The organism is Collinsella aerofaciens (assembly GCF_015548375.1).
Classification (GTDB): domain Bacteria; phylum Actinomycetota; class Coriobacteriia; order Coriobacteriales; family Coriobacteriaceae; genus Collinsella; species Collinsella aerofaciens_AB.
Genome location: NZ_JADMWW010000022.1, coordinates 14911 through 39665, shown reverse-complemented (window position 1 = coordinate 39665; position 24755 = coordinate 14911). Strand labels below are relative to the sequence as shown.

The following is a 24755-nucleotide window of genomic DNA, read 5'->3' as shown; positions in this document are numbered from 1 at the left end:
GCCCACGGCATCCTCTAGATGCATTCCCGAGGAAATCACATTTGAACTAGCGATCGGATACGGCAAACAAAAAGGGCCCCGAGCGTAGTTGCTCGGGGCCCTTGGTTCACCTCGCTCTAGCGGGCGATGCGTATGTTACTTGCGCTTGCCGCCGCCGTCACCGGGGCGACGGGAGCTGCCGCCGCGCTTGCCGCCACGACTATTGCCATAGCTACCACGATTATCGCGACCACCGGCACGGCCGCCGCGGGAGCCGGCCTGGTTGCCGCCACGCCCGCCACGATAGCCGCCACGACGCTCCTCGCGGGTATCGTCGTAGTTGCGCCAGTCATCGCGACGATCGCGGCTGGCACGCGGATCGCGGCGATCGCGCGACTCGTTAGAGCGGCCAGCACCGCTGCGGCTGCCATTGCCACGAGTGCCCTCGCGATGCTCGCCGCCACGGCCACCGCGCTCATCAAAGCGCTTGCCGCCACGGGACTCTCCGCCGCGAGTACCACGCTCGCCACGCGAACCGCGGCCCTCGCCGCCACGGCGCTCATCACGGCCGCCGCGCTCGCCATCGCGACCGGAACGACGACGATCGCCCGAACCACGCTTGCCGCCACGCGAGCCACGGCCCTCGTCCTCGCGCTCAACACGGCGACGACCGCCGCGGTCCTCGTCCTCGCGGCGACGGCGATGCGCCTCGCCCTGGAACTGCTTGGCACGGCGCTCGGCACGGTTGCCGCGCGGGGCCTGCTCAACGACACCAGCACCGCCGCGCTCCTCGGCAGCCACCTCGCGGGCCACGCTCTCCACAGCCTCGTCCACGCGAGCCTGAACGCCCTCGCGCACGCGGGTCTTGCCGCCGCGCTTGGGACGGCTCGGACGCTCACCGTCGCCGCGACGCTCGTCTCGACCGCGGTTGGAACGACCGGCCACATCACCGTAATCGTCGCCGTTGCGTTTGCCGTCGCGACGCGCCTGCTCAAGCTTCTTCTTGCTCTTGGACTTGCCGCGCTTGGTCTTCTTCTTCACCTTAAAGGCCGCAGGATCGCGCTCGGGGTCAACCGCGGGCGGATTGGGGCCCACATGCAGGTCGCCGGCCTCGTAGATGTCGGCGGTCTTGTCCATGAGCTTCTCGATCTCGTAGAACTCATCGACATCCTGCTCGGTCACAAACGTGATGGCCCAGCCCAGCTCGCCGGCGCGGCCCGTACGGCCAATACGGTGGATGTAGTCGGTCGGCTCGGCCGGCACGTCAAAGTTCACGACGTAGCGCACGTCGCTGATGTCGATGCCGCGGGCGAGCACGTCGGTTGCCACCAACACGTCGACGGTACCGTCGCGGAAGGCCGAAAGGGCACGCTCGCGCTGAGCCTGGCTGCGGTTGCCGTGAATCGCGGCGGCCTTGATGCCCTTGCGCTCCAGACGACGGCAGCAGCTGTCGGCGCGGTGCTTGGTGCGCATAAAGACGATGGTGCGCTCCGGGCCCTCCTTCTTGAGGAACTCGGGCAGCAGATTGTTCTTGGCCTCGATGGACACCGGGAATACAAACTGGTCGACGGTGTCGGCGGTCGACGTGGCGGGCGCGATCTCCACGCGTGCCGGGTCGCTCACCAGGTCGGTGATCTCGCCCACGGCCTCCTCGTCGAGCGTGGCCGAGAACAGCAGCGTCTGACGCTCGGCCGGCGTCTCGCGCACAATGCGGCGGACGGCGGGCAAAAAGCCCATGTCGAGCATGCGGTCGGCCTCGTCCAGCACCAGCACCTTGACCTCGTCCAGGTGGCAGGCGCCCTGCTCGATCAGGTCAACCAGACGGCCCGGCGTAGCGACCAGGATGTCACAGCCGTACTTGAGCGCCGCGGTCTGCGGCTTGTAGCTCACGCCGCCCACGACGGTCACGGCGACATGGCCAGTGACGTCGGCAATCTTGCTCGCGACCTCGTCGATCTGCTGGGCAAGCTCGCGCGTGGGGGTGATGACGAGCATCAAGGGACCGCGACCGTTGCCCTCGGGCTTCTTGGCGCCGCGACGGCGGTTGCGACCGCCACGCTCGCGCACGGGCTTGGGCGGAGCGATGTGCTCCAGGTTGTTCATGGTCGGCAGCAAGAAGGCGGCCGTCTTGCCGGTGCCGGTCTGAGCAGCGGCAAGCAGGTCGCGGCCCTCGAGCACCACGGGGATCGAGCCAGCCTGGACAGGCGTGGGCGCCGTGTAGCCTAGGTTCTCGATAGCACGAAGCATCTCGTCCGAAAGGCCCAGCTCGTCAAAGGCGGGCAGGCTCTCGGTAGCGGACTCGACGGTCTGGGCAGCATTGGCCTCATCGGCGGCATCGAAGGCAGCCTGGGTCATGGCCTCGCGGGCCTCGTCCAGAATCTCGGCGTCCGTGACGTCGGATACAGAATTACGCATATGTTGTTGTTCCTTATCTGCACGCGCAATGGGCACGGCATGCGGCCGCGCGGGCGTGCTTGGTAGTGCGCTAATACATACAAAAACAGGTGCGCACAGAGAGGACGTTGCTCAGCACGCTGGCGATCGCTTTGGCAGCCCTATCACGCGCCGTCCAGACGCAGCAGCTCTAAGCGATGGAGCAGATTCGCCGCCGGTTAGTATACCCGCACTCCGTATGCCCCCACGTAAACCACAGATGACGAGGCGGACGGGGCGGGCCTGGCCGATTGTCTCAATCTGTAACAGATGCAGGGCAAAACCGGGTCCAAATGTTACAGAACAAGACAGAGGGGGATTTCCGTCCAGTCCAAACCAAATCTCTCAGTCTTCCTGCAATTTCGAACATGTGGCCTATAATGTTGCTTTGGTTACGCTGTATATTGCGCAGCCATTTAATACGTCGCCCACCGGGAGCCATTAATTCCTATCGCCATATTGGCTAGGAAGCAATCAAAGGAGGTATCCGTGGCAGCAGAGACGCCTTGCTCGGTCCTCTATAACGATATCCGCTCGTTCGGCGGTCTTAAACAACTCGAGATCGCCCGAATGCTCATCAATGGAAACTCTTATCTCGGCAGTACCCTGCTCGAGAAATGCTCTTCCAACCGCTCGTATCTCACCCGTTACATCGTCCATCGCAAGCCTGACCAGTGCGCGCCCGCCATCTACAGCGACTTTACCGTCACCACGCTCAACCTTTCCGCGGCAATCTGCAGCAAGCTCGGCGGCGGCGAGTCCGCCTATCGGGCAATCGCCGAGCACTATCGCGGTCCGGCCGCCAACGAAATGATGTCGGCTCTCGCCAGCTACAAGCTGGACAGCCGCCTATATGCAAATGCCCTCAATCGCATCGACAACTTTGACGGCAATGCCGTGCGTGAGAAAAGCACGCTTTACCTTATGCTCTTTGTGGCAACGGGGGCGCTCGCCGATCCCGTTCAGGGCGTGGCCACCGTCGAGCGCTTTTGCGACAGCAAGACGGGTGGGCACTTTGGCACCACCGAAACTACCGTCGGACGTGGCTTTATGGGCAGTCTGGATCAGCCGCACGCCGTCGCTCCCAACCTCGGTCTGCTCAGGACACATGCCGACAACTGCGTCGACATGCAAATCCATCCCCTCACACGCGATCCGCGTGGCACGGTAATTGGATCCTTGCCCAAAACCTCGCCCAGCATCACCGATGTGGGCGCCGACGCATCGCGCGAACATCTTCGCATTTGGCTTGAGGGTGAGCACTGGTACGCCCAGGGCCTTGGATCGACCAACGGCACGGTGCTCGAATCGAGCGCGGGCGACGGCGATATCGTAATCGAGCCGCCGCGCGACCTACGCGAGCCCGGCAAGATCTATCCCCCAGTGGAAATCGAAAACAGCGACAGGCTCCATCTGGGTCTCTACACGACATTCCTTGTCATTGTGGACTAGCGCGGACGGCGATCGAAAGACGGTCGCCGTCCGTCTTTCGTCTTCTACCTTCTGCGTCGTAAACGACAATGCTCAGCGGTATACGTGGGCAGTGCGGCTATCATGGTACTTTACCGATATCCGCACTGCTCGCGTAAACGTGCGGCAACCCATGCCAGACAAAGGAACGCCATGGATACTACCGATAGCGCCTATGGCGACAAACTCGTCCGTCTCGATACGTTCGATACCGCCGTGGCGGTCGACCCCAGCGCCGAGGACGACGCCAAGCGTCGGTTTATGACGCTTATTCTCCAGACGGCCCACCGCAACAACGGCAACATCGGGCACGTGCTGCGCGCGACCAACACGAGCGGCGAGGTCTTTGCCGTCAAGCTACTCAAGGACAATGCCATCCTTTCCGGCCAAGCCCCCGACCGCTCCGCCGAGCAATCGGCAGCGCACCTGGCCAGCACCGCCGCGCTGTTCGAGGAGTACCGTCATCTGTGTACCGTCTCGCACCTGCGCGGATTTCCGCGCGTCTATGGCTACGGATCGTGCGAGGATGACCCTCTCATCCTCATGGAGTGGGTCGAGGGCACCTCGCTCAAGCAGGCGCTGCCCCTGCTTCCGCACGACGCCTCGGGCGGGCTGACCACCCAGATGGTCGCCGCCGTCGGAAACGCCGTGCTTCGTGCGCTCTTGATGACCCAAGGCCTCGTGAATCCGGTCATCTATCGCGACCTATCGCCTGCCAATATCATGTTCCGCACCACCAGCCGAACACTCGAGCAGCAGATTGCCGATTGTTCCTTTGACCCCTGCCTCATCGACATGGGCTCCGCGACCATGGCTCTCGGCGACGACACGATCACCCGGCGCGCCGACATCTGGCGCTTTGCCACACCCGCATACGCCGCGCCCGAGATGCTCACGCAGGATATCGAAGGCATCGCGGCCCTTCGCCGTTCGCCCGCGATCGACGTCTATGCGCTTTCGAGCATTCTGTACCAGCTCTACAGCGGTCGCAAACCGTTTGACTTTGAGTCGACGGACGCCGCTGCAACCGGCTCGTTCTATCTCGTAAAGACCAAGACCAAGCCGGCGCCGCTCGAGCCGCGCTGCGAGGGCGATGAAGCGCTCGTCCAAATCATCATGAAGGGTCTCTCAGTCGAGCAGTGCGATCGTCCCACCGAGCAGCAGATGCTCGAGGTGCTCTCGGCATACCTCACCGATGCCGAATCCGAGGGCCGCGAAGGCACAGGAGACGAGGCCGCGATTGATATCGATTCTAGCACGCACCTTAAGGTCGACGTCGCCGGCGAGCGCGCGCGAGAGATCCTGGAGCAGGCCCGGCACGATGCCATGACCCGCCGCCGCTTTATTATCGGTGGCGTCGTTGCAGCCGTTGCGGGGCTCAGCGTCATTGGGGCGGCGACCCATGGCTTTGGCATCCCCGACTACCTGGACGGCATCCGCGGTTCGCTTGACGACTACACTTGGGATCAGCTGCAGGAGATTTCGCTCAAGATTAAGGCCGCCGAGACCCGTAGCGAGGCACGCGAGATTGCCAAGCGCTATCACCTGCTCGATGCCGATGGGCATATCCCCTATCCGTGTACCAAGCGTATCACGCTCACCAACGGGCTGCAGGTTGGCGCGCAGCTTGTGGGCATCCGCCACGATGAGCTTCTGGACGGGACGGGCAAGGCCGGGTTGACGTTTATGTTCGACGCGGGTATTGCCGAGCGCAACGCTGCGGCTGAACCGCCGAGCGCCGGCTGGGCAGATTGCGAGCTGCGGGAGTGGCTCAACGGCGACGGCCTTAAGCTGCTGCCCAACGAGTTGCGCGCGCTCATTAAAGGTGTCAAGAAGGTCTCGAACAATGTGGGCGCCGCCAACAGCGCATCGTGCCTGAGCGAGTTGCCCGCAACCCTTTGGCTGCCCGCCATGGTCGAGCTGTGCGGTACGCAACCGCCCGATTCGTTTACCGAGGACTATCACTACCTGGCAGACATCTACAACGGCGAGGGCAAGGAGTATCAGCTCTTCCGCGAGCTCAAGGTAAGCCCGTATTCCACGAACGAGACGATGGTCCGCCAGTGGAAGGGCAAGGACACCTGCTGGTGGGAGCGCACGGTGAGCCCCGACACATCGGAGAGCGAAGGCACGCTCTATATGAACCGCGTGGGACACGACGGCGACGTCTTTACGTACGCAACGCCTGCGGAAAAGCCAAACAAGCTAACCTGTGTGATCCCCGGGTTCTGTATCTAGGCGGCGAGCGTCTTGCCGCAACGGGACCCCTCCCCGGCAATTGTCTCGATCTGTAACAGTTAGAGGTCATTTTCCCTGCTAGATGTTACAGATTGAGATGATTGGTTGGGACGGTCCATCGGCCAACCATCCATCCTCATCTGTAACGAAATCTCATACATTTCTTTCTGTACTGGACACCCCCAGGGGGTATGGGTGTATAGTATCGGCAGGTTAACATTTCCGACACTACGTCACAGAAAGGAGAAGCCATGGCTCAAGATAAGTTTGACGTGGGCGGCATGACGTGCGCCGCGTGCCAAGCGCACGTGGACCGTGCCGTCAGCAAGCTCGACGGCGTCGAGAGCGTCGCGGTCAATCTGCTCGCCGGCTCTATGCTGGTGGACTACGACCCTGCGCAGGTCTCCCCCGACGATATCTGCACCGCTGTCGATCGCGCTGGCTACTCGGCCTCGCCCATCAGCACGGGCACCGACGCTGTCCAAAGCGGCAGCTCGCAGGCCAGGTCTGGCGTCACCCATATGGAGTCGCCGACCAAAAAGTTGGAGGCCGCCGCCTCTGCCATGCGCACCCGCCTCATCGTCTCGATCGTATTCCTTGTCCCACTGTTCTACATAGGCATGGGGCACATGCTCGGCTGGCCGCTGCCCGGCATCTTCACCGACCACACCCACAGCATGACGCTCGCGCTCACCGAGCTCGTCCTGCTCATTCCCATCGTCTACGTCAACGACGCGTACTTTATCAACGGGTTTAAATCACTCGCGCACGGCGCGCCTACTATGGACGCCCTTATTGCCGTGGGCGCCACCGCCTCCATCGCCTGGTCGCTCTACGCCATGTTCATCATGGCCGACCAATTAGCCGCGGGTCAGGTCCACGAGACCATGATGACGGGCATGGACAATCTGTATTTTGAGAGTGCGGGCACGATCCTGTCGCTGGTCACCGTGGGCAAATACCTCGAGACGCGCAGCAAGTCCAAGACCGGCGGCACCATCGAGGCGCTGATCGACCTGGCGCCCAAGACCGCGACCGTCGTGGCAGAGGACGGCAGCGAGGCCACCGTCGACGTCGACAGTATCCTTCCCGGCCAGGTCCTGCGCGTGCGCCCCGGCGAGTCCATCCCCGTCGATGGCGTGGTGCTCGAGGGCAGCTCGGCCGTGGACGAGAGCGCGCTGACCGGCGAGTCCATCCCCGTGGAAAAGACCGCCGGCGACACCGTCAACGCCGCCACTGTCAACCGCACCGGCTCGTTTACCTTCCGCGCCACACGCGTGGGCGCCGACACGTCGCTCGCCAAGATTGTCCAGCTCGTCGAGGACGCCAACGCCACCAAGGCGCCCATTGCTCGACTGGCCGACAAGGTCGCCGGCGTGTTTGTGCCCGTGGTGTTCGTGATCTCGGCCGTGACCTTCTTGGTGTGGATGGCACTGACCGAAAGCGTCAACGAAGCGCTCACCTCCGCCGTCGCTGTGCTGGTGATCAGCTGCCCGTGCGCGCTGGGCCTGGCCACGCCCGTCGCCATTATGGTCGGCACCGGCAAGGGCGCCGAGATGGGCATTCTGTTTAAGAGCGCCGAGGCGCTGGAGAACCTGCGCAGCGTGGGCACCGTGGTGCTCGACAAGACGGGCACCGTCACCCGCGGTAAGCCTGCCGTGACCGATATCGTGGTAGCCACGCGCGCCGACGGCTCGCCCGCCATGAGCGAAAAGGCGCTGCTCAAGCTGGCCGCCGCGTTGGAGCGCTCGAGCGAGCACCCGCTGGCCGAGGCGATTATGGCCGAGTGCGAGACACGCGGGATCGTCGCACGCATGGTCGAGGACTTTGCCGCCGTGCCCGGTCGCGGCGTTACGGCGCGCGAGGGGCAAAACGCCATTGCAGCCGGCAACGTACGCCTGATGAACGAGTTGGGCGTTACCGTGCCCGCGGGTCTTGCCGAGCAATTTGCCGCCGAGGGCAAGACGCCGCTGTTCTTTGCCAAGAACGGCGAGCTTGCCGGCACCGTTGCCGTGGCTGACGAGGTCAAGGAGACGAGCGCCGGGGCCATCGCCGCACTGCGCTCGCTTGGCGTCGACGTGCGCATGCTCACCGGCGACAACCGCGTCACCGCCGAAGCGATCGCCCGCCGCGTGGGGCTGAGCAGCGAACAGGTCATCGCCGACGTTCTCCCCGCCGACAAGGAACGCCACGTGCGCGAACTGCAGGATGCGGGCGGCAAGGTCGCCATGGTGGGCGACGGCATCAATGACTCCCCCGCCCTGGCGCGCGCCGACGTGGGCCTTGCCATCGGCACCGGCGCCGACATCGCCAAAGAAGGGGCAGATGTGGTGCTCATGCGCAGCGACCTCATGGACGTCGCCCGCGCCATCGAGCTTTCGCGCGCCACGATCCGCAACATCAAGCAGGACCTGTTCTGGGCACTGTTCTACAACGGCATCGGCATTCCGCTGGCGGCGGGCGTGTTCTTCCCGCTCACCGGATGGCAACTCTCGCCGATGTTTGGCGCCGCGGCCATGAGCCTGTCGAGCGTGTGCGTCGTAAGCAATGCGCTGCGCTTAAAATCCTTTAAGCCAAAAGTGGCAAAATAGGCTCACCATTAAGTCCATTTAGAACGGGTTTTCCAAGTGCCCGAGATTGACCTGAAAGAGGAGCGACGCGTACTTTGGTACGCGAGCGACGGTTTGAAGGTCAAGGTCGGGTGCCTGGGAAAGCCGACACAACAGAGAGGAATACCCATGCGTTTCACAATTAAGACTTCCGGCCTTATGTGCGGCCACTGCGACGCCACCGTCGAGACCGCGCTGCTCAACGTTGCGGGCGTAACCGACGCCGACGCCGACCACGAGACTCAGACCGTCCAGGTGGAGTGCGCCGACACCGTGACCCCCGAGCAGCTCGCCGCCGCTGTCGAGGGCGCCGGCGAGAAATTCCATGCCCTGTCCGTAACCGCCGCGTAGCAGGCGCCACCTGCCCCCTCAGAAGTTGCGGTGAAATACGGACTGTTGAGCCGCCCTAGGCCCTTAAACAGTCCGTATTTCACCGCAACTGACGGGGACATCCGGAAGATCGACCAGAAACGAGGACCCGCCATGATGGCAGACCACAAATCGGTGACCCGCATGCTCAAAACGGCACGCGGCCAGATCGACGGCATCTTGCGGATGGTCGATGAGGACCGCTATTGCGTCGACATCTCCACGCAGCTCATGGCAACACAGGCGCTCCTCGCGCGCATTAACGCCGACGTGCTCAAGGCGCATATCGAGGGCTGCGTGACTTCGGCAATCGAATCGGGCGACGAAGACCTCAAAGCCGCCAAACTCGCCGAAATCGAACGCGTCGTCGACAAACTCTCCAAGTAATTGGGGCATTGGGGACAGGTACGTTTGCACCACATTGGTGCAGATTAACCTGTCCCCCTTGCTCTAAATCGGGTATAAAGGCGTGCGGCATATCGAATGAAAGGCAATTTGCATGAATGACTTTATGAAGGGCCGCAATGGCGCTGACGAACTCACCATCGTGATGGGCTTCGCAGGCATTATCATCGCCATGATCGGATCGATAGCTCGCATCCAGTGGCTCAGCTGGATTGCCATCGCCGTAATCGTGATTGGCGTGCTGCGCGGCCTGTCCAAAAATATCGACGCACGTCACAAGGAGAACGAGGCCTTTGTCGCCGCGACCGCCAATGTTCCCGGCTTGGGCAAGTTTGTCGCCAGCTTGGGCGCCGGCGCCGCAGCGGCCAGCACCTCACGCGCAGCCGGAACGAGCAAGGAAGACTTTGAGCGCGCCAAGCGCACAGCCAAGAAGATGTGGAAGGGTCGCAAGACCACGGCATACCTCAAGTGCCCCAACTGCGGCCAGATGCTCTCCGTCCCCAAGGGCAAGGGCAAGATTCGCGTCACCTGCCCCAAGTGCCACGCCAAGATGGAGACGCGCTCATAGCCGCTACACCATAGGACAAATAAAAGCCGAGGCCTCGCACCGGGACCTCGGCTTTTTCTGATTATGACAAAAGGATTGTCCCTTTTTCGCATCGCCATATCGCGCGCTTACGCCACGCCGTCGCGGGCAAGCTCCTCGGCCAGCGCCTCAGCCGGCATGGCCATAATCGCGTCGAGCTCGGCGTCCACCTCGGGAATACGCTTCACCTTGAGCTTGCGTACCAGATCACCGCGACACATCACATGTATCGGCTCACGCAGAGCGCACAGATTATCGAGAGGATTCTCGCGCGTTACCAAGATATCGGCAGCCTTGCCGCACTCGATCGCGCCAGTATCGCCGCCCAGCCCCAGCAGCTCGGCATTAACCTGCGTGGCTGTATGCAGTGCGAAGGCGTTGCTCACGTCGACATACTTGGCAAAATAGGCGACCTCGCGCCACATGTCATACTGCGTCACGAACGGGCAGCTTGAGTCCGTGCCAAGGCCCACCTTAACGCCAGCTTCCAGTGCGGCACGGGCGCTCTCGATGATGCCCGAGCACACGATGTCGCCGTTCTTCTTTTGCGTATCGGTAGAATGGGTCTTTTCCGGGTCGAGCAATACAAACGGCAGCGCCGGGCTGATAGTGCAGGTCACACTCGGAGCACGCCCCTCGAGCTGCGTGCCCGCGGCGCCACGGTACAGCTCCAAGATTTCGGGTGTCAACGGAGCGCCGTGCTCAATCGTGTCAACGCCGGCCTCAAGCGCGGCCTTCACGCCCTCGGTACTCTCGACATGGGCCATAACCGGAAGGCCCATATCGTGCGCCGCCTTGCATGCCGCCGCGGCAACCTCCACTGGCATACGCAGCACGCCCGGCTCGCCCACCTCGGTCGCATCGAACACGCCGCCCGTCACGAACAGCTTAATGACGTCGGCACCACGCGCATACAGGTCGCGCACCTGTTCGGCTGCCTCGGCGGGGCTGTTGGCCACCTGGGCGAACAGGCCCGCACCATGGCCGCCCGGCACCGTGATGCCCGTTCCCGGCGCCACCAGGCGAGGACCCTGATACTTGCCGGCATCGATAGCATCGCGCACGGCCAGATCGGCAAACAGCGGGTCGCCCGCGCCGCGCACCGTGGTCACGCCGCTTGCTAGCTGCTGCTGGGCACTGCCTTTGAGGATGCGGCGGACGATGGTGCGGCCCACGGGATTATCGAGCTTCTTCATCAGCGCGCCCGCATCGCCGGCCGAGACAGGCTTGCCCGAGCCGCACAGGTGCACGTGCATATTGATGAGACCGGGCATGAGATACGCACCACCCAGGTCGATAACCTCGGCACCCGCGGGCGCCTGCGCCACAGCACTCGGCCCCATCCATGTGATGACACCGCGCTCAACGGCCACGGCCATATCGGGTTGCGGCTCCATATGCTCCGAACCATCCAGAATGGTCGCATTGATAAACAACGTAGAACGATCGGCAGACGCCATATCGAGCTCCTCCCCCTCAGAAAACTTGAACATCTGTCCATTATTATCCAGCGCGGCAGGATTGCTGCGGACATATCGGTTAACGGAGGGAAGAGGGGATGTGGGGGGGGACGGAATACGTTGCAGCCCCACCCCAGCAACATCAGGGGAATGTCTCGATCTGTAACAGTTACGGGCCCAAACAGCCGCCAAACGTTACAGATTGAGACAAAGTCAGGGCAGCAGGGCGACACCAGCCACATCCCCTACTCCCACTCCTGCTCGTAGATGTTGAGCGACTTTACGTAGCGCCCCTGGGCGCCCATGATGTCGCGGACCAGGCGCAAGAAGAAACTGATGCACGAGGTGTCAAAGCCATCCTGCAGGTCCTCCGGATGCACCGCACCCGGCCCATCGACTGCCGTGTCACTCAGGCGCGCGATGTCGTACAGATAGAGCTGTCCCGCCGTCAGCCAGACATCGTCGACGCAGGCGAGGCGCACCGCAATCGCTCCGTCGCTCCAATGCTCCTTTTGCACGATATGCGGGTCGTAGACATCAAAGCGACGGTCGGCGCGCGTGTCCTTCAGCGCGACCATACCAGTCGCAGGATCCTTGTCCAAAATGCCAAAGCGCGAGAAATACTGCGTGTCGCGTACCTGCTCGAGCCGCTTGAGCGCGGCAGGCGAAAGCGATGTCGGCGGCTCTTCAACATACAGCTCGAGCAGCGTCTTGCCATGGCGATAGGGGCGCTCGAAGAGCAGCCAATCGGTAAATGCCATGTTGTAGGCCATGATTTCGTTTTGCGAAGGCTCGGTGCAATAGCTGAGCCACGGGTCGACAATGATCTCGAACTGTTCGCGCGCCGGCTCCAAAAACTGGAACTTCCGCAGCATCCAAAAATGGGCCATGTCGGCAATATCGTTGCCGACGGCTTCGGCTAGCTGCGCTCGGTCTAAAACGTGGTCAGTCACGGCATCCTCCTCAAACTGATGAACCTCAATTTGAGCTTACGAGGAGGGTGGGCAGCCACTGTCAGCACGGACAAAATAGGCCTCCGGCTGCAAACCAACTGCCGACCAAACACTTGACGGGATGCTTGACCGAAAATGCGCACCGCAAAGAAACGGCAGGTAGATATAGACAGCTGACCCGCCATTTTGAGCCAGATGCCCGCTGCCACCACAGAAACAGCAGGTGACCACAGCTCAAGAAGTCGACAAATGAACACCCGTACGTCAACAAACGAGCAAATCGCTCGCAAAGAGTGTCCCCAACGACTAGACAAAAAAATGACTAGTCATTGGGGACGTTCTTAAATGACTACGTTACAGCTCCAGCGCATCGGCGACTTCGGCTGCGCAGGCCAGGGCATCGGCCATGGCGTTTACCACGAGCGAGCTGCCGTTGCGAGCATCACCCGCCACATACACCGGCGCGGCATCCGCGGCGACGCCGTCGACACGGGCCGCAAGGTGCGAGCCCTCGGCAGCCATCACCGGCAGCGGACGACCAGCGATGGCAACAGGCACGCCAACGGCGTCGAACACGCCATGCTCGGGACCCGTAAAGCCGCAGGCGATGAGCACCAGCTGGGCCGGCACCTCGTGCTCGGAGCCCGCGATGCGCTCGGGCTTGCCAGCCGACCAATCCAGATCGACCACGCGCAGGCCCGCGGCCGCGCCCTTCTTGTCCAACAGTACCTCGAGCGTATCCACACCCCAAGCGCGCATCTCGCCGCCCATGGCAGCGATGGCCTCCTGCTGGCCGTAGTCGGTCTTCTTAACGTTGGGCCACTGCGGCCAGGGGTTGCTTGCCGCGCGCTTATCGGGCGCAGCCGGCAAGAACTCAAACTGGCGCACGCTGCGCGCACCCTGACGTACCGCGGTGCCCACGCAGTCGTTACCGGTATCGCCGCCGCCAATGACCACAACGTCCAGGCCGTGCGCATCGATGGCAGGCTCGCCGCCATCGAGCACCGAGACGGTCGAAGCCGTCAGGTAGTCCACGGCATACACCACGCCCGGGGCATCAATGTTCGCAGCCGAAAGCCCATGCGGAGCACGGGCGCCGGCAGCCACCACGACGGCGTCAAAGCCATTGAGCTTGGCCGCCACCGCAGGGTTCGTAACGTCAGCACCCAGCTCGAACACAATACCCAGCTCGCGCATGAGCGCCACGCGACGCTCGACCACGGACTTCTCGAGCTTCATGTTGGGAATGCCGTACATGAGCAGACCGCCCGGGCGGTCGTCGCGCTCAAACACCGTCACGCGGGCGCCACGACGCGCAAGCTCCCATGCTGCCACCAGACCAGCGGGACCGGAGCCCACCACGGCAACCGTGGGTGCACCCTCCCCTACCGGCTCAAAGCGGTGCGGACCGCCGTTGGCCCACTCATGGTCGCTAATCGCGCGCTCGTTGTCATGGATCGTCGTGGGCTGGCCATCGACCGAGCCCAGGTTGCACGCGGCCTCGCACAGCGCCGGGCACACGCGACTCGTGAACTCGGGCATGGGCGAGGTGAGCGACAGACGCTCGGCAGCCTCGTCCCAACGGCCGCGGTACACCAGCTCGTTCCACTCGGGAATCAGGTTGTGCAGCGGACAGCCGCTCGGACGTGCCTTGCCAAAGCTCGCGCCCATCTGGCAAAACGCCACACCGCACATCATGCAGCGGCTCGCCTGGGCACGGCGCGCGTCGTCGTCGAGCTCCACGTACAGCGGATCGAAATCGCGGCTGCGCTCCTCCACGGGGCGCAGCTCATGGGTCACGCGATCGATATCAAGAAAAGCACCGGGCTTACCCATGGCACTTACGCCTCCTTCTTGGTCGAAGCAACAGAGCTGGAGGCGGTGGGCGCAGCACCCGCAGCACCACCCGCCACATCGAAGCGAGCGACATCCGCGGCACTCGCACGACCGGTCACAATGTCAAACGCCAGCTCCTCTGCCTGCGCATGTGTCTTGCCCACGGCCTCGGCCCCAGCGACAATCGCCAGCACGCGCTCGTACTCGGTCGGAATGACCTTCACAAAGTGCTTGCTCATCGTCTCAAAGCTGTAGAGCAGCTTGATGCCGCGTGGGCTCTGCGTTGCGTCCACGTGCTCCTGGATGAGCGCGCGAATCTGTGCCAGCTCGTCGGCCGTCGGGGCCTTGAGCTCAACGCTCTCGCGGTTCACGCGGGCATCGAGCGTGCCGTACTGGTCATAAACATAGGCCACGCCGCCCGTCATGCCGGCGGCGAAGTTCTGACCGACTTCGCCCAAGATAAGCGCCAGGCCACCCGTCATGTACTCGCAGCCGTGGTTGCCGCAGCCCTCGACCACCACGGTGGCGCCGGAGTTGCGCGCGCCAAAGCGCTGACCAGCCAGGCCGTTAATGAAGCCGCGGCCGCTCGTGGCGCCAAAGAACGCAACGTTGCCCACGATGATGTTCTCGTCGAACTTGTAGGTTGCACGCGGGTTGGGGCGCACGGAGACCTCGCCGCCCGAAAGGCCCTTACCAAAGTAGTCGTTGGCGTCGCCGCACACGTTGAGCGTCACGCCGCGCGGCAGGAAGGCGCCAAAGCTCTGACCGGCCGAGCCATCGCAATCGATGGTGATGGAGCCGGCGGGCAGGCCCTCGGGATGTGCCTTGGTCACCGCATTGCCCAAGATGGTGCCAACGCAACGGTTGACGTTGGCGATGTCGGCATGGAAACGAATCGGACGCAGGTGCGCACGGGCATCGGCCGTATAGGGGACAAACAGCGTAGAGTCGAGCGTCTTGCCGAGCTCGCTGTCCGCAGCCATCTGGGGCAGGAAGTGACGGCCGTCGGCACCCGGGATGTGGGCACCAAACTCACAGGTCGCGCTCGCCAGCACGGGCGACAGATCGAGCAGGTTGGCCTTGCGGTTGCCCGGCACCTCAATCTGGCGCAGGCACTCGGGATGGCCGACCATCTCGTCGATGGTGCGGAAGCCCAGGCGTGCCATGACCTCGCGCAGCTGCTCGGCCGCAAAGAGCATAAAGTGCTCAACGTGCTCGGGCTTGCCGCGGAAGCCGTGACGCAGACGGCAGTTCTGCGTGGCGATGCCGGCCGGGCAGGTGTCCTGCTGACAGTCGCGCTGCATGAGGCAGCCCATGGAGATGAGCGGCATGGTCGCAAAGCCAAACTCCTCGGCACCCAGCAGGCAGGCGACGGCAACATCGGTGCCGTCCATGAGCTTGCCATCGGCCTCGAGCACCACGCGTGAGCGCAGGCCGTTTTGCAGCAGCGTCTGCTGGGCCTCGGCAAGGCCAAGCTCCAGCGGCAGACCGGCGTGCCAGATCGAATCGCGCGCCGCAGCACCGGAGCCGCCGTTGTGGCCGCTGATCAAGATCTTGTCGGCGGCACCCTTGGCCACACCGGTGGCGATGGTGCCGACGCCGGCCTCGCTGACCAGCTTGACCGACACGCGTGCGCCGGGGTTGGCGTTCTTAAGATCGAAGATAAGCTCCGCCAGGTCCTCGATGGAGTAGATGTCGTGGTGCGGCGGAGGCGAGATCAGGCCGATGCCGGGCGTGGACTGACGGACCTCGGCGATCCAGGGGTAGACCTTCTTGCCGGGCAGGTGGCCGCCCTCGCCGGGCTTGGCGCCCTGGGCCATCTTGATCTGAATCTCGAAGGCGCTGCACAGGTAGCGGCTCGTCACGCCAAAGCGCGCGCTTGCCACCTGCTTGATGGCGGAATTCTTGGAGTCACCGTTAGCCAGCGGGGTCTCGCGACGCGGGTCCTCGCCGCCCTCGCCCGAGTTGGAACGGCCGTGCAGGCGGTTCATGGCGATGGCCATGCACTCGTGTGCTTCCTTGCTGATGGAGCCGTACGACATGGCGCCGGTGTTAAAGCGGCGGACGATGTTGAGCGCGGGCTCCACCTCGTCGAGTGCCACCGGGGTGCGGCCGCCGGCATCAAAGTCCAGCAGGTCGCGCAGGCGCACGGCACGGCCGGTGCGGTGCAGGCGGGCGCTGTACTCCTTAAAGGTGTCGTAGCTGTCCTCGCGGCAGGCGGTCTGCAGCAGGTAGACGGTCTGCGGGTCGATAAGGTGATCCTCGCCGCCGAGCGGGCGCCACTTGGTCAGACCCAGCGTGGGCAGCTGATCGGGAGCCGGGCTCTTGAGGATAGCGAGCGCGGCGTCGTAGCGCTCGTTTTGCTCGCGCTCGACGTCCTCGATACCCATACCGCCCACACGGCTCACCGTACCGGCAAAGTACGCGTTGACGAACTCCGGCGTAAAGCCCACGGCCTCAAAGATCTGCGCCGAATGGTAGCTCTGCACCGTGGAGATGCCCATCTTTGACATGATGGAGACAATGCCGGCAGTCGCAGCCTTATTGTAGTTGGCGATGCCCTGCTCGGCCGTCACGTCCAGGTCGCCGCGTGCCGCCAGATCGCGGATGCACGCATGTGCGTTGTACGGATAGATGCCGCTCGCGGAGTAGCCCACCAGTGCCGCAAAGTCGTGCGGGGACACGGCGTCGCCGCACTCCACCACGATATCGGCAAAGGTGCGCACGCCAGCGCGGATCAGATGGTTGTGCACGCAGCCCACGGCAAGCAGCGACGGCACGGGCACCTCGCCCGCTTCGGCGCGATCGCTCAACACCACGATGTTCACGCCGTCGCGGACCGCAGCCTCAACGTCCTCTGCGAGCTGTTTGAGTGCAGCCTGCAGCGCGCCCTCGCCGGCATCGCGGCGGTAGACGGCACGGAAGCGACGGGTCTTAAAGCCCACGCGGTCGATGGCGCAGATACGCTCGAACTCCTCCTCGTTGAGCAGCGGACGCTCCAGACGCACCAGCTGGCAGGCCGTGCGGGAGTCCTCGAGCAGGTTGCCGTGGTTGCCCAGGTAGAGCGTGGTCGAGGTGACCATATGCTCGCGTAGGGCGTCGATCGGCGGGTTCGTGACCTGAGCGAACAGCTGATAGAAGTAGTCAAAGAACGAGCGCGTCTTCTTGGACAGGCAGGCCAGCGGCGCGTCGATGCCCATCGAGGCGAGCGGGGCCTTGCCCTGCTGGGCCATGGGGCGCACGACCTCGTCAACATCATCCCAGTGATACCCGAGCTTGGCCATGCGCACGGCGGCGGGCACCTCGGTATCCTCGGCGGGCGTGGGCGCGACGGGCTTGTCGAGCGCGTCGACGGTCAGCGTCTCCTCGGCGATCCAGTCGCGGTAGGGCTTTTCCTTAGCGTAACGGGCGCGCAGCTCATCGTTGTAGATCACGCGACCGCGGGCAAAATCGACCTCGAGCATCTGGCCCGGCCCCAGACAGCCGCTCGTCAGGATGTTCTCGGGGCTCACCTCGATGGTGCCCACCTCGCTTGCCAGCATAAAGCGACCGTCGCGCGTCACATAGTAGCGGGCGGGACGCAGGCCGTTGCGGTCGAGGGCAGCACCCAGGGTACGGCCGTCGGTAAAGGCGATGGCGGCCGGGCCGTCCCAGGGCTCCATGAGCATGGACTGGTAGGCGTCGTAGGCGCGGCGCTCCTCGCTCAGGCTGTCGTTGTGGTCCCACGGCTCGGGCAGCAGCATGGACGCGGCACGCGTGAGCGGACGGCCGTTCATGACCAAAAACTCAAGCACATTGTCCAGAATCGCGGAGTCGGAGCCCTCGCGGTTGATGATGGGCATCACGCGCTCAAGATCGTGCTGCAGCACGGGGCTGTACAGGTTGGGTTCGCGGGCGCGAATCCAGTTGACGTTGCCCTTGAGGGTATTGATCTCGCCGTTGTGGATGATAAAGCGGTTGGGATGTGCGCGCTCCCAGCTGGGCGTGGTGTTGGTGGAGTAGCGCGAGTGGACGAGCGCCACGGCCGTTTTGACGGCGGCGTCGTTGAGGTCGATGAAGAAACGGCGCATCTGCGTGGCCACAAGCATGCCCTTGTACACGATGGTGCGCGAGCTCATGGAGCACACATAGAAGATCTTGTCGCGCAGGGCGAACTCAGCGTCGGCCTTCTTTTCGATGGTGCGGCGGCACACGTACAGGCGACGCTCAAAGGCATCGCCGGCGGGCGTGTCGTCCGGACGGCCCAGGAAAGCCTGCAGGATAGTAGGCATGCAGGCGCGGGCCGTCTCGCCCAGGTCGTGCGGGTCGACCGGCACCTCGCGCCAGAAGAGCAGCGGCACGCCGGCTTCGGCGCAGCCCTCCTCAAACACGCGGCGGGCATCCTCTACGCCCTTGTCGTCCTGCGGGAAGAACAGCATGGCCACGCCATAGTCGCCCTCTGCCGGCAGAATCTGGCCGCACTTTTGGGCCTCTTTACGGAAAAAGTGATGCGGAACCTGGAACAGGATGCCGGCGCCGTCGCCGGTGTTCTTCTCGAGTCCCGTACCGCCGCGGTGCTCCAAGTTGACCAGAATGGACAGTGCGTCGTCCAGAATCTGGTGATGGCGCTCGCCGTTGATATCGGCAAGCGCGCCGATGCCACATGCATCGTGGTCGAATTCGGGGCGATAAAGGCCCTGCTGCTGAGCGGAATCTGCCTGCATCGCGATCCTCCCCTTGGTGTTAGACAGTCAGTTGAATAGGCATACTAGGAGCATCGCCGGCCCGTTGTGTTTCCCGCCCGTTTCGAAACAATCGCGTAACGCACGCCCTACGAGTGGACACCGCCGACCTCAAGGACAACGACAAGGGCCCCAAGTTCGACCTGTAAACTCACCACTTCAAACATCTCAATCTGTAACAGTAAGATCCAATTTCCATCCCTAGTTGTTACAGATCAAGACATTTCAGCAATCCCCTTTCACCATCCTATTCAAATACAACAATTTTGTTAGTCTTGGTTAACTTTTGAGCCTAAAACGGGTATCCTTTGCGGCGTCAAACAAACGGCACGCAGGAGCTCACCATGCTCAACCATCTCAAACAACACTTTAGCTGCCGACGCACCGGTGGTCACGGAGGCCTAGACATTGCGCGGCTCATCGGCCCCGGGCTGCTCGTGACCGTCGGCTTTATCGACCCGGGCAACTGGGCCTCCAATATGGCCGCGGGCTCGCAGTTTGGCTACGCGCTGCTGTGGATCGTCACACTGTCCACGATTATGCTCATTGTGCTGCAGCACAATGCGGCGCACCTGGGTATCGCCACGGGCGCCTGTCTTGCCGAGGCCACGACACGTTACCTCCCCCGCTTCGTTGGACGCACGGTGCTCGCCAGTGCCTATCTCGCGACCATCGCCACCGCCATGGCCGAAGTCCTGGGTGGCGCGATTGCCCTTCAAATGCTCTTTGGGCTGCCCGTGCGTGCGGGCTGCGTCATCGTGGCGGCAGTATCGATGGCGATGCTCATGACGAACTCCTACAAGCGTGCCGAACGCTGGATCATCGCCTTCGTAGGCGTGGTAGGACTCTCGTTTTTGGCCGAGCTTGCACTAGTCAAGGTCGACTGGCCGCAAGCCGCCGCAAGCTGGATCACGCCCAGTATGCCCACTGGCTCTGCCGCGATTATCGTGAGTGTCCTGGGTGCGGTCGTTATGCCCCACAACCTCTTTCTACACTCCGAGGTCATCCAATCCATGCACTTCGAAGGCCAAGGCGAGCAGGTTATCGAAGAGCGCCTGCGCTATGAGCTCTTCGACACGCTCTTTTCGATGGGCGTGGGCTGGGCAATCAACTCGGCCATGGTCATCCTGGCCGCAACGACCTTCTTTGCGCACGGCATTGTCGTAGACGACCTCGCCGTCGCAGCGGACACGCTCTCCCCCATTCTGGGCCCAGCAAGCTCGACAATCTTTGCGGTGGCGCTGCTGTTTGCGGGCCTCTCGAGTAGTGTGACGGCAGGCATGGCGGCAGGCACCATCACCGCGGGCATGTTCGACGAGGAATACGACATCCGCGACCGACATTCCTCGATTGGGGTGGCGGCATGTTTCGCCGGCGCAGTGGCGGCGTGCCTGGTCGTCCCAAATCCTTTTGAAGGTCTCGTCTGGAGTCAGGCATTGTTGTCGCTTCAGTTGCCGATTACGGTCTTTGTGCTCATACGACTCACCAGTTCGCGCCGCGTCATGGGCAAATACGCCAACTCGCGCCCGCTCAACGCGCTGCTCGTAGGGATCGGCGTCATCGTGACGATTCTCGACATCGTGCTGCTAACGGGAATGTAATTGAGATGGCGTGACTGTCCAGATATAACGTCTTAATCTGTAACACGTGAGACCGTTTTAAACCGTCAGATAAATCAAAAGGGTCCCGGCCGAGAATTCGACCGGGACCCTTGGACAGAGCTATGTTCGGCTTTCGCCGTGTGCCTGCGAGTTACTCCTCGACGAGCTCAAACTGATCGGGACCGACGCCGCACACCGGGCACACGTAATCCTCGGGCAGCTCGGGCGTGTCGACCTCAACCTCGTAACCGCAAACGGTGCACACAAACTTATACGTCTTCTTTTCCTCAGCCATGATGTTCTCCTCTCGAACGTGACTGCTGGTGTACTTACTTATTAGTATATATTCTCAATAACATAATGCAAGTATTTTTAGAACATTTCTAGCCTTGATACGACGAGGCTTTGGGCGGCGTCTTGCCCTTTAGCACCTTGTGATAGTAGTCGTACGTCAGCGGCATCTCGTCGCTCAGGCGCTCGGCATCCTCGACCTCGCCAATAAACAGCAGATGCGTGCCCACATCCACAGTGTCGATCAAACGGCAGCTAAACAGGGCCGCCGCGTGCTCGGGCACATAGGGCATGCCCAGAGCCGTCTCGCGGGTCTCGTATTTGGCAAACTTGTCATAATCGCTGCTGGTGCGGAACCCAAAGTTACCGATGTAGAGCATGTCGGCCGTCTGATCGATCACGGTCAGCGCGAACGCTTTGGCCGATGCGATGATGCCCGAGGTGACATTGTCCTTGTTCACGGCAACCGAAATACGCGGCGGCATGGACGTCACCTGCACCGCAGTGTTGATGACGCAGCCGGCGCGCAGCCCGTCTGCCGCAGCGCTCACCACGTACAGACCGCTCGGCATGGTAAAGAACGCAGTTTTGTCCATAACGATCACTCCCCTAGCTCGAGTTGGAACCTCATGAATGTATGTACCCACAAAAAAGGCGGCACCCATAACGGACGCCGCCTTTGAGACATATGTGTCAGAACAGTAAGAAAGATGAGACGCCCGCAGTTGCGGTGAAATAGGGACTGAATAGCCCCTCAAACAGGCAAAACAGTCCGTATTCCACCGCAACTTACAGAGTGCCTAGCGGTTGCGTTCCTTAAGGGCGCGGTCGATCTCGCGTTGGACATCACGCTTGGCCATGTCCTCGCGCTTGTCGTAGAGCTTCTTGCCGCGACCCAGACCCAGCAGCAGCTTTACGCGGCCGTCGGTATTAAAGTAGAGCTCCAACGGAACCAGCGCATAACCACGGTTGCGAAGTTTGCCGTCAAGAAAGTCGATCTCCTTGCGGTGCAGCAGCAGACGACGCCGACGGTCGGGATCGCGATTCCACACGCCACCATGGCTATAAGGGTGGATATGCAGGCCGACGAGCCAGCACTCCCCGCCGCGGATCAGCGCGAAGGTATCGGTTATCTGGCAGGCGCGCTCGCGAATCGACTTGACCTCGGTGCCGCTCAGTTCAATGCCACACTCAAATGTCTCATCGATAAAGTACTCGTGATGTGCCGAGCGATTCTTGGAAATGAGCTTGCGCTCGCGCTTACTGGGCATCGCCGGCCTCCTTGGCGCCATCGGCGTTTGAGCCCGCAGCCTCGCGCTTTGCCTTGCGCTCGGCATTGAGCTCAGCATCGCTCTCGCGCACCAGCTTGATAATCGCCGCGCAGGCCTCCTCGCCCACCAGGTCGCGGGCGCGCACCGTCAGGCGCGTCGCCTCCTGTTTGTCGCCGTCGCTTGCAGCATCGGTCGCGCACATAATCAGGCAGATGGCAATCTCGGCCGAAGGTGAGGTCGGAACGCCCTGCAGGGCCAGTTCACCCATCACGTGCTCGTCGCTCTCCTCGGCGGCATCCGGATAGGTAGTATGGATCTTGTTGAGCAGGCGCGTCGTATGCGCATCGTTGGGCGCCAGGCGCAGCGCCAGACGTGCGCAGCCCACGGCAGCCGAAATGTTCTCGGTCTCGGGCTCCAAGAAGTACTGACCCAGATTGGCGTAAGCGCGGGCGGCGCACTTGCCATCGCTCGCGCGCTCCAGCACCGAAAACGAAAGCGAAGCCCACTCCTGCTTATCCTCGAGAGCGCGGAACAGCTCGGCCAAATCCAAGCGATAGTTGCAGTTCATGGGGTCCCAACGCACAGCCTGCATCAAGGCATTACGAGCGCTCACATAATCCTGCTGGCGAATGTAGGCAAACGCCATGTCAGAGTACAGGCGGTCAAACGGCACCTCAACCTGCACGAGCTCGCGCGGATCCTTCTCCACGCGGCGATAGGCCAAGCGCTCAAACTTGCTATCGAAGCTGAAGTATTGGCGCTTCTCCTCCGTCTTGCACTCGGCGTCGATATACTCCTCGGCGAGCTCCACCAGGCGCTCCAGCAGCGGCGTCGCCGTAGCCAGGTCGCCCTGCGCCAGATAGTTCTCGGCATATGTGATGTCTTGCAAGCTGATGGGCAGGTCCATGACAACTCCTCGGTCCGGGTGGCAGACTCAACGCGCGCCTTAAACATCGGTCAATACACAAAACCCGGGTCTCTTACGAGGCCCGGGCGTTCAATTTTGGTAGCCCGTACCAGATTCGAACTGGTGATCTCCGCCTTGAGAGGGCGGCGTCCTAAACCGCTAGACGAACGGGCCATATGTAGCAAATGCAATGGCTGGGATGGAGGGAGTCGAACCCCCATTGACGGAACCAGAATCCGCTGTCCTGCCATTAGACGACATCCCAATGACTGCATCGCTGCGCTCGGCTGTGCCTTTGCGCAAGAAAGAAATATACGGGAAGTCTCGCCGTGACGCAAGCCCCAATTTTGACTTTTTTGAAATTCAGTCAAATTGGCCTAATTTAGTCCAACCCGTGAAGGACCTGTGAAGCCAACCGCTGTACACGAAGGGCAAAACGCCGTGAGCGGTAGCCGTCAACCGTTGGCAGATTCTACCGTGAAAACGATAGCACCAGGCAACACAATCGAAGTATCAATGATCGCGTAGATATCGAGGCGCCATGGACGAAGAGCTTGATTACCTATGGGAGACCCTGGGCCTCGAGATCACTGCCGACCTTTGGCCCGAACGGGACAAAATTCACCCCACGTTACGCCCCGCCATTACTGTGGTGCAGGCAAAATACCGCCGTGCATCCTTTTTAATCATGCGGATGTCATGGCACGCGGGACTCCCCGACCTTAAGCGAATCCAGGCAAGCCTCGTCGAGCTGTCCGGCATGCCGACCGTCATATCCGAGGCGCACCTGGAGCAGCGCCAGCGCGAGCGACTGCAACAGCAGCGGATTCCCTTTATCTGCCCCGGCATTCAGGCATATCTGCCCTTTATGGACGAGGAGTACTGGAGCGGCAAGCCCAACAAGCACGTAAAGGTCTACGATCCGCACGAATGGGCACAGCTTGAGGATTAGCGCATATGCCCGCCAGCCGGGATAGTGCGCATGCCCGCCAACCGGAAAGCTCATCCCGGAATTTACGTCCAGAACGGGACGCGCTTTCCCCTAGAGGCCTCAAACGGAAACCGTATCCCAGATTTCGCGCTCAAACTGGGATACGGTTTCCGCTAGCCCCTTCAACCGGAAACTGCGTCCCGGAATCCGAGCTCAAAACGGGACGCACTTTCCGCAGCCACTACAGCAGCACCTCGGTCCAGGTCGCTTCCTTAAACCCAGGAATCGCAAAGTCGTCGCCCACCAGCAGCGGACGCTTGACCAGCATGCCGTCGGTCGCCAGCAGCTCGTAGCACTCCTGATCCGTCATGCCCGCATCCAGACGCGCCTTCAGGCCCAGCTCTCGATATTTCATGCCCGACGAATTAAAGAAGCGCCGCACCGGCAGCCCCGAACGAGCAATCCAGGTCGCAAGCTCATCAGCCGTGGGATTGTCCAAAACGATATCGCGATCGATATACTCTACCCCATGTTCGTCCAGCCATGCCTTGGCCTTCTTACAGGTCGAGCACTTGGGATATTCAACAAACAATACCGCCATGGGATTTCCTTTCTTAGAGAAAACAGGTGTCTGGAAAACTGCACATCGACGACCACTCGCGATTGCAGCCGTTATTGTAGTCAATGTCGAAGCA

Annotated in this window: 18 protein-coding genes and 2 tRNA genes; 8 read left to right on the top strand and 12 right to left on the bottom strand. The window is 62.1% G+C overall.

The genetic code is table 11. From position 1 onward, the window contains the following. Nucleotides 1–135: 135 nt before the first annotated feature. Nucleotides 136–2394: a DEAD/DEAH box helicase gene (locus I1969_RS09100; RefSeq protein ID WP_195234716.1), complete on the bottom strand. Its 2259-nt coding sequence runs from the start codon at nt 2392–2394 to the stop codon at nt 136–138. A 507-nt stretch (nt 2395–2901) separates the two neighbouring features. On the opposite strand from I1969_RS09100, the gene I1969_RS11275 reads away from it, so the two are divergent. The 6 genes from I1969_RS11275 (at nt 2902) to I1969_RS09070 (ending at nt 10071) form a co-directional block, all read left to right on the top strand. Further along, nucleotides 2902–3864: an FHA domain-containing protein gene (locus I1969_RS11275; RefSeq protein WP_195234714.1), complete on the top strand. Its 963-nt coding sequence runs from the start codon at nt 2902–2904 to the stop codon at nt 3862–3864. A 171-nt stretch (nt 3865–4035) separates the two neighbouring features. Next, on the top strand, nt 4036–6120 hold the full coding sequence (locus I1969_RS09090) for a protein kinase domain-containing protein (RefSeq protein WP_195234712.1): 2085 nt from the start codon (nt 4036–4038) through the stop codon (nt 6118–6120). Between the two features lie 251 nt (nt 6121–6371). Continuing rightward, nucleotides 6372–8711: a heavy metal translocating P-type ATPase gene (locus I1969_RS09085; protein WP_195234710.1), complete on the top strand. Its 2340-nt coding sequence runs from the start codon at nt 6372–6374 to the stop codon at nt 8709–8711. A 147-nt stretch (nt 8712–8858) separates the two neighbouring features. Continuing rightward, the gene (locus I1969_RS09080) at nt 8859–9080 is read left to right on the top strand and encodes a heavy-metal-associated domain-containing protein (protein ID WP_195234708.1); all 222 of its coding nucleotides are present in this window, start codon (nt 8859–8861) and stop codon (nt 9078–9080) included. A gap of 132 nt (nt 9081–9212) precedes the next feature. Continuing rightward, the gene (locus tag I1969_RS09075; protein ID WP_035137388.1) at nt 9213–9485 is read left to right on the top strand and encodes a metal-sensing transcriptional repressor; all 273 of its coding nucleotides are present in this window, start codon (nt 9213–9215) and stop codon (nt 9483–9485) included. 112 nt (nt 9486–9597) lie between these two features. Continuing rightward, nucleotides 9598–10071 carry a hypothetical protein gene (locus I1969_RS09070; protein WP_195234706.1) on the top strand — a complete coding sequence of 158 codons (474 nt, stop codon included), beginning with the start codon at nt 9598–9600 and terminating at the stop codon, nt 10069–10071. Nucleotides 10072–10178: 107 nt separating this feature from the next. Here the strand turns inward: I1969_RS09070 and I1969_RS09065 are convergent, their stop codons facing one another. The 4 genes from I1969_RS09065 to gltB all read right to left on the bottom strand — a co-directional run bounded on the left by I1969_RS09065 (nt 10179) and on the right by gltB (nt 19041). Beyond that, nucleotides 10179–11549 carry an amidohydrolase family protein gene (locus I1969_RS09065; protein WP_195234704.1) on the bottom strand — a complete coding sequence of 457 codons (1371 nt, stop codon included), beginning with the start codon at nt 11547–11549 and terminating at the stop codon, nt 10179–10181. Between the two features lie 245 nt (nt 11550–11794). Further along, nucleotides 11795–12502 (bottom strand): hypothetical protein, encoded by a 708-nt coding sequence (locus tag I1969_RS09060; RefSeq protein WP_195234702.1) that lies wholly within the window; start codon nt 12500–12502, stop codon nt 11795–11797. A 354-nt stretch (nt 12503–12856) separates the two neighbouring features. After that, nucleotides 12857–14338 (bottom strand): glutamate synthase subunit beta, encoded by a 1482-nt coding sequence (locus I1969_RS09055; protein ID WP_195234700.1) that lies wholly within the window; start codon nt 14336–14338, stop codon nt 12857–12859. A 5-nt stretch (nt 14339–14343) separates the two neighbouring features. Further along, nucleotides 14344–19041, bottom strand: a complete 4698-nt coding sequence (gltB, locus tag I1969_RS09050; RefSeq protein WP_195234698.1) for a glutamate synthase large subunit — start codon at nt 19039–19041, stop codon at nt 14344–14346. 362 nt (nt 19042–19403) lie between these two features. Between gltB and I1969_RS09045 the strand changes: the two genes are divergently transcribed. Further along, nucleotides 19404–20660, top strand: a complete 1257-nt coding sequence (locus tag I1969_RS09045; protein WP_195234696.1) for an Nramp family divalent metal transporter — start codon at nt 19404–19406, stop codon at nt 20658–20660. A 151-nt stretch (nt 20661–20811) separates the two neighbouring features. Here the strand turns inward: I1969_RS09045 and I1969_RS09040 are convergent, their stop codons facing one another. From I1969_RS09040 to I1969_RS09015, 6 genes are all read right to left on the bottom strand, one after another. After that, the gene (locus I1969_RS09040; protein WP_035137395.1) at nt 20812–20955 is read right to left on the bottom strand and encodes a rubredoxin-like domain-containing protein; all 144 of its coding nucleotides are present in this window, start codon (nt 20953–20955) and stop codon (nt 20812–20814) included. 88 nt (nt 20956–21043) lie between these two features. Continuing rightward, entirely contained in the window at nt 21044–21547 is a 504-nt protein-coding gene (locus tag I1969_RS09035; RefSeq protein ID WP_195234694.1) for a flavin reductase family protein, read from the bottom strand. A gap of 204 nt (nt 21548–21751) precedes the next feature. Beyond that, nucleotides 21752–22222 (bottom strand): SsrA-binding protein SmpB, encoded by a 471-nt coding sequence (smpB, locus tag I1969_RS09030; protein ID WP_006235325.1) that lies wholly within the window; start codon nt 22220–22222, stop codon nt 21752–21754. Next, nucleotides 22212–23129 (bottom strand): tetratricopeptide repeat protein, encoded by a 918-nt coding sequence (locus I1969_RS09025; protein WP_195234692.1) that lies wholly within the window; start codon nt 23127–23129, stop codon nt 22212–22214. Before I1969_RS09025 ends, smpB begins: the two co-directional genes overlap by 11 nt. Nucleotides 23130–23226: 97 nt before the next feature. After that, nucleotides 23227–23303: transfer RNA gene (locus I1969_RS09020), tRNA-Glu, on the bottom strand. 17 nt (nt 23304–23320) lie between these two features. Continuing rightward, nucleotides 23321–23394, bottom strand: a tRNA-Gln gene (locus tag I1969_RS09015). Nucleotides 23395–23670: 276 nt separating this feature from the next. Here I1969_RS09015 and I1969_RS09010 point away from each other — a divergent pair. Beyond that, nucleotides 23671–24081, top strand: coding sequence for a hypothetical protein (locus I1969_RS09010; RefSeq protein ID WP_138375124.1), 411 nt, complete (start codon nt 23671–23673; stop codon nt 24079–24081). A gap of 220 nt (nt 24082–24301) precedes the next feature. Here I1969_RS09010 and I1969_RS09005 read toward each other — a convergent pair whose 3' ends face one another. Beyond that, nucleotides 24302–24661 carry an arsenate reductase family protein gene (locus I1969_RS09005; RefSeq protein WP_195234690.1) on the bottom strand — a complete coding sequence of 120 codons (360 nt, stop codon included), beginning with the start codon at nt 24659–24661 and terminating at the stop codon, nt 24302–24304. Between the last annotated feature and the right edge of the window lie 94 nt (nt 24662–24755).

What these genes read in the sequence shown, in the direction of transcription:
- I1969_RS09045 (WP_195234696.1), top strand. Translation starts at nt 19,404, where the DNA reads ATGCTCAACCATCTCAAACAACACTTTAGCTGCCGACGCACCGGTGGT.
- gltB (WP_195234698.1), bottom strand. Translation starts at nt 19,041, where the DNA reads ATGCAGGCAGATTCCGCTCAGCAGCAGGGCCTTTATCGCCCCGAATTC.
- I1969_RS09025 (WP_195234692.1), bottom strand. Translation starts at nt 23,129, where the DNA reads ATGGACCTGCCCATCAGCTTGCAAGACATCACATATGCCGAGAACTAT.
- I1969_RS09040 (WP_035137395.1), bottom strand. Translation starts at nt 20,955, where the DNA reads ATGGCTGAGGAAAAGAAGACGTATAAGTTTGTGTGCACCGTTTGCGGT.
- I1969_RS09090 (WP_195234712.1), top strand. Translation starts at nt 4,036, where the DNA reads ATGGATACTACCGATAGCGCCTATGGCGACAAACTCGTCCGTCTCGAT.
- I1969_RS09100 (WP_195234716.1), bottom strand. Translation starts at nt 2,394, where the DNA reads ATGCGTAATTCTGTATCCGACGTCACGGACGCCGAGATTCTGGACGAG.
- I1969_RS09085 (WP_195234710.1), top strand. Translation starts at nt 6,372, where the DNA reads ATGGCTCAAGATAAGTTTGACGTGGGCGGCATGACGTGCGCCGCGTGC.
- I1969_RS09075 (WP_035137388.1), top strand. Translation starts at nt 9,213, where the DNA reads ATGATGGCAGACCACAAATCGGTGACCCGCATGCTCAAAACGGCACGC.
- I1969_RS09055 (WP_195234700.1), bottom strand. Translation starts at nt 14,338, where the DNA reads ATGGGTAAGCCCGGTGCTTTTCTTGATATCGATCGCGTGACCCATGAG.
- I1969_RS09065 (WP_195234704.1), bottom strand. Translation starts at nt 11,549, where the DNA reads ATGGCGTCTGCCGATCGTTCTACGTTGTTTATCAATGCGACCATTCTG.
- I1969_RS09035 (WP_195234694.1), bottom strand. Translation starts at nt 21,547, where the DNA reads ATGGACAAAACTGCGTTCTTTACCATGCCGAGCGGTCTGTACGTGGTG.
- smpB (WP_006235325.1), bottom strand. Translation starts at nt 22,222, where the DNA reads ATGCCCAGTAAGCGCGAGCGCAAGCTCATTTCCAAGAATCGCTCGGCA.
- I1969_RS09070 (WP_195234706.1), top strand. Translation starts at nt 9,598, where the DNA reads ATGAATGACTTTATGAAGGGCCGCAATGGCGCTGACGAACTCACCATC.
- I1969_RS09010 (WP_138375124.1), top strand. Translation starts at nt 23,671, where the DNA reads ATGGACGAAGAGCTTGATTACCTATGGGAGACCCTGGGCCTCGAGATC.
- I1969_RS09080 (WP_195234708.1), top strand. Translation starts at nt 8,859, where the DNA reads ATGCGTTTCACAATTAAGACTTCCGGCCTTATGTGCGGCCACTGCGAC.
- I1969_RS09005 (WP_195234690.1), bottom strand. Translation starts at nt 24,661, where the DNA reads ATGGCGGTATTGTTTGTTGAATATCCCAAGTGCTCGACCTGTAAGAAG.